The following is a 10,743-nucleotide window of genomic DNA, read 5'->3' as shown; positions in this document are numbered from 1 at the left end:
ATTTGCTGGCGGCCACGCTACACCTCCCCTGCTTTATTCTCAGTGTGATCAGCCCTGTTCAACCTCTCGCAACTGCTTCACGGCAGGCTTCAATATCTGGTCTTCCCATAGCTGTAACTGTTCAGCCAGTTCGTCGTCCCACAATGGCCACACCCGGTAGATGTAACTGTTGTTACCTTCACCGTCGAACATATAGCCACCGTTAAAGGCTTCCGCTCTTTTGCCTGCCGCCTTTGCCAAGGTGGCATCATCATCACACCACTGACCTTTCTTATCGATACATGCTTGGATCCCGGCATGGGCTGTGCGAGGGAAATAAGGCAAAGGCTGGGTCAAACCACTGTCATAACCTTCAATTAAAACTGCCAATTGCTCCACAGCATACTGGGCAGAGACAGGCTCGAGCTGCCAGGTACCATCAATGCCAATCAGGTAGGTTGGCTGGCTAGGTTTCATTACCGCCAAGCAAAGATGATCGAGCCAACAAGCCAAAATGTCCTGGGCCCGAATTTTTCCCGGACGATAGCGAACAAGCCCCTGCGAGGTCATATGCTTAAGCCAACCTTGCAGTCGGATCCCACGTCCGGAAACGGTTACCACACAATCGACCTCGACATCTGGCAATGGCTGGGACATATACTGAACCACGCTGTCGGCCAGTTGCTCTATCTGCCCACGCTCTTCCATCAGTTCCAACTCACCAAACTGGGCGACCGGTAGGCCTCCAGCAGCCTGCTGATAGCGGGCGAACTGCTCGAACGCCTGATCGCGGCTAACTGCTTGTTGGCCTTGTGATTGCCTCTGGCAATCGAGGAATGTCGTCAACAGGGCTTCACGCAACTGATAGCGGCCCAAGCCATCGAGCGCAAATGGCTCATCGTCTTCCGGCCCGCCCTGCTGGCCATCGAAGAAGACTTTCAGGCGGCGGTTGAAGAAATACTGCACTGGCAGACGCCAGAAACGCGATAGCTCTGCCAGTTCAAGAATCCCCTCGGCACGGTCATCACTCAGATCCGGCTCTAGCGGGGACGATTGGAACTCTTCTGGCTCGATAAAGGCCTGGTTGGCCACCGGCAGCCATTCTGCGGCATAGCTATGCTTGCCACCACTGAACGCCTGCGGACTAAACGGCACCAAGGGGTGGGTTTCGGTAAGACTGGCCACCAGCCTGTTTGCCGACTCATCAACCGGCAACGCCTCATCACCAGCAAGGCAATATCCCTGCTGGCAGTATTCAAGCAGTTCACTGACCAGTACCGACGGGACCTTCTCGCTGTTGTCCTGGATAGAGCGCCCCACGTAGCTGATATACAGCGCCTGCTGGGCTGACTGGATAGCCTCCAGGAACAGGTAACGGTCATCATCCCGGCGCGAGCGGTCACCATGGCGATTACGACCAGCCATCAAATCAAACCCTTCCGGCGGGATTGAGCGCGGGTAAACACCATCGTTCATCCCCAGCAGGCACACGACCTTGAACGGGATCGAGCGCATTGGCATCAAGGTACAGAAGTTAACCTGTCCGGCCAAAAAGCGCTGGCTGACCCGCTCGCCGGATAGTTTGCCGTTGAGGTAATCGCGCATCACCGCAGGAGTAATGTCCGAATCATAGCCGGCATCGGCCAGTTGCTGTTCAAGTTGCTGTACCTTGTCGCGGATCATCCTCAGTACCAACTCACCGTCGATATCCACCGCAAAGCAGTCATCGAGCATCTGATTGAGTACCGCAATCCAGCGAGTGATCGGTTGTGGCTGGGCTAATTGCTGGCGGTAACGCATCAGGGTTTCGATGAACAGGCCAAGCTGGCCGGCCAATTCGGCATCCAGTCCTTGTACCTCTTCATAAGCCAACACGCCTTGGTACAAACCGGCTTCCTGCGGCATCGCATAACCCAGCAGCATACGCTGCAACCCGAACAGCCAGGTATTCTGCTGCTGACGTGGCAAGGCAAACTCTTCGGCAGTGTCATCATCCAGCCCCCAGCGGATCCCTACTTCCTCGATCCACAATTTGACCCGCTCGAACTTATCGCTATCGAAGCCAAACCGAGCCATCACAGCCGGCACTTCAAGCAGCTCCAGCAATTCCGAGGCCTGACAGCGGCTTTCCGGCAGGGCCAGCAAACGCAGGAACGCAAGCAATGCCGGGTTTTCCTGATCGGCACTGCGATCGGAAATTGAGAACGGGATATAGCGATCACCCGGCGCATTGCCAAACACCGCTTGGATATAAGGGCTGTAGCTGTTGATATCCGCTACCATCACCACGATATCACGCGGTGAAAGATCAGGGCTGTCGGCCAGCATCGCAAGCAGATTATCGTGCAGCACCTCCACCTCGCGCATCGGCGAGTGGCAGGCATGAACACTCAGTGAGGAGTCGTCAGCAGATATCGCCAGCTTGTGATGGCTGGACTCGGTGATTTCGTCATTGATCCGATCATCAAGGTTGAGAATGTCAGCCTGGACCGCATGGAGCAAGGAATCGGGCTCGATATCGACAAAGGCTTCGACTTCATAGGCTTCCATATCCGATAGCAGATACAGGTTATCGCGGCCCAGCTTACCCAGTGATGCCAGCAAAGTATTGCCAACCGCGCCCTCGTGGGTTTCGTCGACCACGTTGGCTTCGATATCACCCTTGAGCGGTGAGATCACCGCGCCGTGTTCACTATGATCGGCACACCACTGCAATTGCTGGCGCTGCTTGGCTGCCAACCGGGCAAGAAACTTCCTATCACGGACATCACCCCAGTAATGACGGCAAGGGTTGGTAAACATCAAATGCACGTCGATATGCTTACCCAGTGCCGCCAACGCATCGAGGTAACGCGGCGGTAGCGCCGAGATACCGAATACGAACAAGCGCTTCGGCAAGCCTTCCGGCAATGGCGAGCCGCTTTGAAGGTAACCTTCGAGGGTTTCGATGAAGTTATCGTACAGGTTGGCACGATGATACGGCGACTGCCCCTGCGCGAGGGTATGATCATAGAGCGCCTGCCACAGCAACGGCTGCCATGGGTGCTCTTCCACCAGCTCAGGGTCGATGATATTGGACTCCCAAGCCTGGATCCACTCCGGCCGATACACCAAATACTGATCAAAAATATCGGCAATTTTCTCTGCCAGCTGGTAGCTTTTAACCTGATTGGGATCATCACTCAAATAGTTGGCCAGCGGCGCAAATTCGGGTTGCGATAACTGCTCCGGCAACACCTGAAGCAATTTCCAGGTCATCGCCTCTTTGTTGAAAGCACTACGCTCTGGCACATCACTCAACACCTTGGTGAACATATTCCAGATAAAAGTTGCTGGCAGCGGAAACTCGATATTGGCAGCGATCCCCTGGGACTTTGCCAGTTCCAGTTTCAACCACTGTGACATACCGGGACTTTGGACCAAGATCTGCTCTTGCTCGAACGGATTATCGAGAGGTTCGAGGCGAACTAGTTCGACAAGCAGGGATTTAAGAAGATCCAGTTGGTTGGAGTGATAGACAGTAAACACGCAGGTGACTCACCGGTAGAGGAAATTACCTTTGATTGTCTACCATCAATGGATTAGCTGCAAATTCAAATCATTAAAATGCCCAGCGTTGCTGGGCAATTAATCAGGTGGCTTTTGTAACACCTAAGGGCAAGTTGAGATCTTAAGCGCGACTTGGTGTCAGGCAATGCAGCAACTGAGAGATCGGGCGATAGAATGCAGCATAACGAAGCGCCACATAACTCACGACTGCAGTGGCAACATACAGCTCCAAATGAGCCAGTGATGACACCTGATTGACATACTCAATTCCGTATCCCTGAGCTGACATCCATGCCGCTGTTTTGAACATCGCAGTAGCACCGATCACCAATGGGAAGGTAAATGCCGCGTAGCCTGGGCTAAATGACAAACGTAGCAAGCGGACAAGGGCCAAATAAATCACGAAGGTCATCAATACCGCAATTCCACCGAGCAAAGCAATCATAACCGGAGATGGCACTTGGGTTACCGTTAGATAGCCCGCTAGAGACAGACTGGCCGGTGCTGCCATAATCGCAATGGTTGGTTTCGCCGCATCTGGGATCTCATGGCTGAAAATCAAACGGTATACCATCAAAGGCAACATGACCGCGTAGATCCCCATACCGAACAGCTGCAGGCCTTCTGCCAACGGGCGTAATGCCCCACCTGGAAAAGCAACGTCGGCGACGATAATACCAATCGGTGGTACGAACCAGCTTGGTACCATGTGGTGCAGTTCAAAATCCTTTACACGGTGATAAGTGAACAGTGCCAAGAAAATAAGATGCAAGACAACGGCTGCTAGCCATAGTGCCTGCCCTGCAATTGGGTAGTAAATCCCCAGCGCCTTGGACACCACCATGGTTCCCATCGCAAACGTCGGTACAACACTGCCCACTACCGGATGGCTGAGATCTTGCCACAAGGCACGCGGGTGGATAACAAACTTGAACAGCAACACGACCAATAAAACACTAGCTATCCCTGCACCGATGAGCTGTCCTCGACCACCAAGATCGGCGGCGTTTTCCCAGCACCAACCTAAGCTAGCGATACCTAGTGCTAGCCCAGCCATTGGAGTTGGAGCGCCCAGCACTTTTTGTTTTGTTACTGTAATCATTACGTTACTCCCCCAAAGACTGTTACGTCACTACTTTTGAACACCCGGGTAGTGTAACGGCTGTTTATGGTTTAGGATAATTGAATATATTTAATGTGCGGTTAAGAAAAAAAGAACAAGAGCCAACCCAATGAATATCGCCTTACGCCAATTGAAATTATTCGTCACCGTGGCCCAGGAGCTGACGATCACCGCCGCCGCAAAAAAGCTGTTCCTCTCCAAACCAGCGGTCAGTATGGCGCTTTCAGAGCTGGAAAAGCAGCTTGGCCACAAGTTGTTTGACCGCAACAACAACCGCCTGCTTATCAACGAGCAAGGTAAACGCTTATTGCCATTAGCCGATGAATTGCTGGCTCGAAGCCAGGATATCGAGCAGCTGTTCAGCCAGGAAGGCCCGGTAACCGGGAAGCTGAAAATTGGCTCGAGTGACACCGTGGGTAACCAGGTCACCCCTTTTCTGCTGCGGGATTTCCGCCAGGATTCAGGCCACTGCGATCAAAGCCTGTTCATTGCCAATACCGCCCAGATCTGCCACATGTTGGGAGAATTCGAGCTGGATATCGGTTTAGTTGAAGGAAAAGTACAGGCAGACAACTTGGCAGTGATCCCTTGGCTAGGCGATGAAATGGTGGTTGCCTGTCATCCAGATCACCCACTAGCGCAAATAGACCAACTCAGCCTGAGCGATCTTGAACATAGCGAGTGGATCCTGCGCGAGCACGGCTCTGGTACCCGTGAATATTTCCTCGGTCGTCTCGCACCAAGGCTGGAAAACTGGCACCAGGCCTTTGAGCTCAACAACACCGAAGCCATTATCAACTGTACAGCTGCTGGCCTCGGGCTCACCTTGCTGTCGCGCCGCGCCGTTGAGCACGCAGTGAAAGACAACCGCCTGACGATTCTGTCACTACCGCTTGATATGCACCGTCAGTACTGGTTGCTCTACCACAAAGAGAAGTACCAAAGCCCACTGCTTAAACTGTTTATCGAGTTTTGCCAGCAATGGAACTCTCCGCTATGCCAAGCCAACCTTGAAGCAGCGGCTGATTAAACGCGGTTATCACCACAGCTAAAGGCGATGATCTGGCTGATCTGACACAGCGGTCGGCCAGATTCCTGTTGCCACTCACTAAAAGCATTCTGCGCTGCCATCAGAGACTTTTGAGTATCCCGCCCACCATCAATGATGCCAGTTTGGCGCAGGTAGGCTTCAACATCCCCACTTAAAATAAACGTGTCTTTGCCCATAATTCGCAAAGTATAAGGGCCTGTATTGCCGCCTAGGCGCTTGCCATGTTTTTTCAGGTAACGCCAAAGACCGGTAATATCGTCCTGCGGCCAGTTTGCGACCATGGAAGAGAAAGAGCCATGCTCAACCGCAGCTGCGTGAATCATATGAGCATTTTCAGGAATGGTCATCACTTTTGCCAAGTGGCGAATTATCGCCGGGTCGGTCGCTTTACGCTCCCACATTTCAGTCGGCATCAACAGCATCTTCTCGATATCAAAACCGAAAAAAACCTCTTCGAAATTTGGCCACTTGTTTCTTACCACTTGCCAGCTGATCCCCGATTGAAACACCTTCTGGGTAAACGCAGCCAACCAGCGATCATCACCAATCAGCTCAAGCTGTTCAGCAGACAATGGGCTCGCCAACATGCTTTCTAGCACACCATCTCCACCCTTACGCTCCGCGGCTCGGGCATATATTTGCGAAAATTTTTCTCTTGCCATCACATTAACACGCTTATCACTGGACATTGCCCTTAATGCTACTGTATAAACAGCCAGTAAATCAATTTCGGGAGAGGGTGACCATGGCTGTTATCGTCAAATATGTAGTTGAGCGCAACGGAGAAGAAAAGATGACTTTCACCTCTAAGTCCGAAGCCGACGCATACGACAAGATGCTAGATATGGCTGACGAGATGTTTACTTTGCTAGGCGAAAGTGAGCTTTTCGAGGATGAAGCCAAGCAAGAAGAGCTTTCGCTATTCTTGGCACAGAAACGTGAAGAAGTGCTAGTTGCACTAGGAGCGAAAAAGAAAGCCGCTCCGAAGAAAAAAGCGGTAAAGCCTGAGCTTGTTGCTGAGCAGAAGGATGACGCTGCAGCTTAATCACTAAGCCTGCCATTTTTCTTCATGATAAACCTCCTTTTCCAAGGAGGTTTTTTATTGCCTGCAGCTATAAATCCCGACGTTGAATTTATCAACAGCGCGAGCGTTTTCCCATTGTCATAATTTCATCATTTTTCACCGATTGCCTCCTCCCCCCTTCAATATCGGCGCAAGTGTCTTTATGATGGGTTCATCACACTTTGCCGGCCAACATCGCCCGGCATAAATTACTTTGACATGGAGAACCAACAGTAATGGCCAGCTTTTCACTAGCCCTTGGTACTGCAACCAAAAACCGCGATAACAAAATTATCGAAGCGTTTTTCCCAACCCCGATCCTAAACCCAGCTGACGCGCTAGTTGATGCCATTGCCGCTATCGTTGATTACAAGGAAGGTAACCAGGCTATCGAAGTCACGGCAGCCCAGTGTGCCGATCTTGCCTCAGCATTCAACGCTGCAGGTGAAGAAGCCAGCGCAAACTTTGCAACCAAAGCTGCTGCATCAGAGCAACCGCTGGTTGTTGTGATCCTTGCAACTGACGAAGCACCAGCTTCAGTTGCTGAAGGCTTCCTGAAACTTCAACTTATCTCTCACCGCCTAGTTAAGCCTCACGGCGTGGTGCTAGACGGCATTTTCGGCCTGCTGCACAACATCGCTTGGACCAACCAAGGCCCAATCGATCTGCCAGAACTGGCAGACCGCCAAATGGAAGCTCGCCTAAACGGTGAAACGATCACTGTCGATTGTGTCGACAAGTTCCCTAAAATGGTCGACTACGTGGTACCAACAGGCGTTCGTATTGCTGACACCTCTCGTGTTCGTCTGGGCGCGCACGTGGGTGAAGGCACAACGGTTATGCACGAAGGCTTCATCAACTTCAATGCTGGCACAACCGGGGTGAGTATGGTTGAAGGTCGTATTTCAGCAGGTGTTGTTGTCGGCAACGGCTCTGACATCGGTGGTGGTGCCTCTATCATGGGTACACTATCTGGCGGCGGTAAAGTGGTTGTTTCTATCGGTGAAAACAGCCTGCTAGGTGCCAATGCCGGTCTTGGCTTCCCAATGGGTGACCGTTGTACGATTGAATCTGGCCTGTACGTTACTGCTGGCTCTAAAGTACGCATGCTGGACAAGAGTGGTCAGGAAGTCGAAGTCGTGAAAGCTCGCGATCTTGCTGGCGTCTCTGATCTACTGTTCCGCCGTAACTCAATGACCGGTCAGATTGAGTGCCTGGCAAACAAATCAGCGGTTGAGCTGAACAGCGAGTTGCACAGCAACAACTAATCGCCTGTGAAAAACGCCTCTTCTGAGGCGTTTTTTGTTTCAACACAACTTAGTCCCTCCAAATTATCCCCTGGATGCGTCGCCCTTGAGCGACCTCTCCCCCTCTATTCATAATCCGCCAGAGCTAACCGTTATTTCAGGTCTTAAAATGTAACAAAACGGCATACTCGATCAGTCACAAAGTCTCCTCGTCAGATTGCCAACTGACTGGCGTTTATGAGAGGGTATCGGCAAACAACAACAAGGAGAGAGAAATGTCATTTTTCTTTGAACGGGAAGAGACTGATAACCAAGTTAAAATTGTCCTTAAGCCCCATTCGCTGTACGTGATGCTGATAATGTTGGCAGTGTGGCTGCTCAATGAAATGGTGCTGCATATCATGCCAGTGACACAAATCATCATGCCGGTATTTATTGTCTTCATGGTGATCCGCTTCTTTTCCCTGGTCAAGGTTCAAAAAGAAGTACTAGTCGCCATGAAACAAGGGAAAGTACAAACTAGCGGTAGCAAATTTTCATTCTCGAATCCATTTACCTACATCATCAGCAAGTAATAATCCGCTCGTTCCTTTTGGGAAATAATCCATTGAGCCCGCGCTGCTTATCCTTCCCCGCCTAACCGTGCATAATATTGATATCCAAGTCACTTAAATATGCTTGGTTCGGTGAGAATGACAATAGTTCCTGGATAAGCAGCATTTACCCATTGCGCCGCTTTTTACCACAACAATTCCAAATCATCTCTCGCCCTTCGAGAGCTAATCCGTGCCCCCATTTCAATGTCCAATAACCACGCAATAGACTAGCTATTCCATTCGGTTATTTACTTGAACTGAGCACATTGATTTCGCTTTGAGCTCAGCAAGATCAAGCCACTGGGTATCATTCACATTACAGGAGGGGGAAAATGGCCGGATTTAACTGGAAACCACTATTACTTGCATGCTTGATTGTCAGCATTGGCCAGTTAAGCCTTGGTTTGGTTTTTCCTGCACTCCCTGCCGTCGCCCACTCTCTTCAGCTCTCAACCGAGCAAGTCCAATTGCTGGTTTCGGGATACTTATTCAGCTTTGGCGCCTCACAACTTCTCTACGGTCCGTTATCCGATGTTTTTGGCCGCAGGCCCGTATTGCTGGCTGGTTTATTGATTGCAGCCTCCGGGCTGACAGTCGGTGTTCTGCGAGCCGACTCATTCCATTGGCTATTGCTAGGGCGAATTATCCAGGGGATGGGAGCAGGAAGCGTAGCCGTCTTGGCCCGCGCGACTATTCGCGACAGCTACCAACGGCAAGATCTAGTCAAAGCGATGACTTGGGTCGCGATTGTCGCAGCGTTTACTCCTATAATGGCTCCTGTTGTCGGCGGTATCGTCAACCACCACTTTGGCTGGCTAACTGTCTTCGTCGTCCTGCTCGGTTACATCGCCGTTGTCTGGTTATTATTGCTGTTTAGCTTCAGCGAAACCCTCGCTACAACCCAACGTCCCCCGTCGGTCAGCCAATTGGCAAAATCCTACCTATTGTTGATTCAAGAGCGTCACTTCCTGTCCTTTGCCGGGATCGGGTGGGTTAACTTCGCACTGGTTGTCCTGTCAATTTCGATGATGCCATTCATTATGCAGGTACAGATCGGGATGAGTTCCGAACGCTACGCCCTTTGGGCGATGGGGCCAGCATTTGGCTTGCTCTGTGGCGGTTTGGTCTGCCAGCGATTACGGCCAAGGCTCGGTACGCAAAAGATGCTGATGCTCTCGCCACTACTGCACTTTGTCGCCGGCTCGGTATTAATTGCGGCACCAGTTTCACCTCTCTGGATGGTCACCGGCCACTTCCTGATGGCGATGGCCAACGGTATAGCCTTCCCTTGTGCCCAATCTTTGCTGCTTGTTCCTTATGGCAATAAGGCCGGTACAGTCTCCGCCCTGTCTGGTGCCTGCCAGATGGTTTTTGCTTCCCTGCTCAGTAATGGCTTGTTGAAACTTGGGATCAGCCAAGCTTGGCACTTGGGCGGCATCATGGTAATCGGCGCAAGTCTAGGGCTGCTACTCGCGATGCTCGGCACCATGAGCGAAAGCGGCCGCCGGGCAGTGGCAACTCTCAACGGATAAACCATAATTAACTCAGTCCTTTCATTGAGGAATCACCATGACTAGGTTATCGAAACTATGTCTTCTCGGCCTCTTTCTGACTATCACCGTCGGCTGTGCCGCCCAACATGAAGCAGAGCTAGCGGACAACAAGCAATGGGAAGCGCTCGGAGTCTATCATGGTGAGCAAGGCTACCGGGAATGGGGAAAAATCGAGCTAGGAAAACGCGGAGGCTTCTCTGAAAAGGACTACGAAAAATACCGTGCCGGTTACCTGCAAGGTAGGCTCGATTATTGCGCTGGCAAGCAAACGGTGGGCACCGTGATCAACCCGGGCTATCCCAATGACTGCCAGGATAACCAAGAGAGCTCGAGCTATGGGTTGACCGAGCGGGGGTATTGAGGGGAGATTGGCGATTTTTTGCCAGAGCCAGACCAAGTCAAGAACGTGTTCTGCCAGTTATCTAACCGCTTTGCCTATCGCCTCAAGCCAATATCCTCTGGCCTGAAACGTAAAAAAGCCCAAGTCTTTCGACTTGGGCTTAGTATAAGTGGCGGAGCGGACGGGACTCGAACCCGCGACCCCCGGCGTGACAGGCCGGTATTCTAACCAACTGAACTACC

Annotated in this window: 9 protein-coding genes; 6 read left to right on the top strand and 3 right to left on the bottom strand. The window is 51.7% G+C overall.

The window, feature by feature from the left end:
• Positions 1-48 precede the first annotated feature (48 nt).
• Positions 49-3,507 (bottom strand): exodeoxyribonuclease V subunit gamma, encoded by a 3,459-nt coding sequence (recC, locus tag R2X38_RS22145; RefSeq protein ID WP_317524527.1) that lies wholly within the window; start codon positions 3,505-3,507, stop codon positions 49-51.
• A gap of 142 nt (positions 3,508-3,649) precedes the next feature.
• On the bottom strand, positions 3,650-4,630 hold the full coding sequence (locus R2X38_RS22140; protein ID WP_317524526.1) for a TDT family transporter: 981 nt from the start codon (positions 4,628-4,630) through the stop codon (positions 3,650-3,652).
• Between the two features lie 130 nt (positions 4,631-4,760).
• Between R2X38_RS22140 and R2X38_RS22135 the strand changes: the two genes are divergently transcribed.
• Positions 4,761-5,681, top strand: coding sequence for a LysR substrate-binding domain-containing protein (locus R2X38_RS22135; protein WP_317524525.1), 921 nt, complete (start codon positions 4,761-4,763; stop codon positions 5,679-5,681).
• Here R2X38_RS22135 and R2X38_RS22130 read toward each other — a convergent pair.
• Positions 5,678-6,364, bottom strand: a complete 687-nt coding sequence (locus tag R2X38_RS22130; RefSeq protein ID WP_317524604.1) for a DNA-3-methyladenine glycosylase I — start codon at positions 6,362-6,364, stop codon at positions 5,678-5,680. The genes R2X38_RS22135 and R2X38_RS22130 overlap by 4 nt on opposite strands.
• Positions 6,365-6,447: 83 nt before the next feature.
• On the opposite strand from R2X38_RS22130, the gene R2X38_RS22125 reads away from it, so the two are divergent.
• From R2X38_RS22125 to R2X38_RS22105, 5 genes are all read left to right on the top strand, one after another.
• On the top strand, positions 6,448-6,747 hold the full coding sequence (locus tag R2X38_RS22125; RefSeq protein ID WP_317524524.1) for a YebG family protein: 300 nt from the start codon (positions 6,448-6,450) through the stop codon (positions 6,745-6,747).
• Positions 6,748-7,001: 254 nt separating this feature from the next.
• Complete coding sequence (gene dapD, locus R2X38_RS22120; RefSeq protein WP_317524523.1) at positions 7,002-8,033, top strand: 2,3,4,5-tetrahydropyridine-2,6-dicarboxylate N-succinyltransferase; 1,032 nt, start codon at positions 7,002-7,004, stop codon at positions 8,031-8,033.
• A 254-nt stretch (positions 8,034-8,287) separates the two neighbouring features.
• On the top strand, positions 8,288-8,587 hold the full coding sequence (locus tag R2X38_RS22115; RefSeq protein ID WP_317524522.1) for a hypothetical protein: 300 nt from the start codon (positions 8,288-8,290) through the stop codon (positions 8,585-8,587).
• 353 nt (positions 8,588-8,940) lie between these two features.
• Positions 8,941-10,140 (top strand): multidrug effflux MFS transporter, encoded by a 1,200-nt coding sequence (locus R2X38_RS22110; RefSeq protein ID WP_317524521.1) that lies wholly within the window; start codon positions 8,941-8,943, stop codon positions 10,138-10,140.
• Between the two features lie 37 nt (positions 10,141-10,177).
• Positions 10,178-10,522, top strand: a complete 345-nt coding sequence (locus tag R2X38_RS22105; RefSeq protein WP_317524519.1) for a hypothetical protein — start codon at positions 10,178-10,180, stop codon at positions 10,520-10,522.
• Positions 10,523-10,743: the final 221 nt, after the last annotated feature.

The organism is Photobacterium rosenbergii (genome assembly GCF_033022775.1).
Lineage (GTDB): Bacteria > Pseudomonadota > Gammaproteobacteria > Enterobacterales > Vibrionaceae > Photobacterium > Photobacterium rosenbergii_A.
The sequence above is the reverse complement of the archived record's forward strand: the minus strand, read 5'-3'. Positions and strand labels throughout refer to the sequence as shown.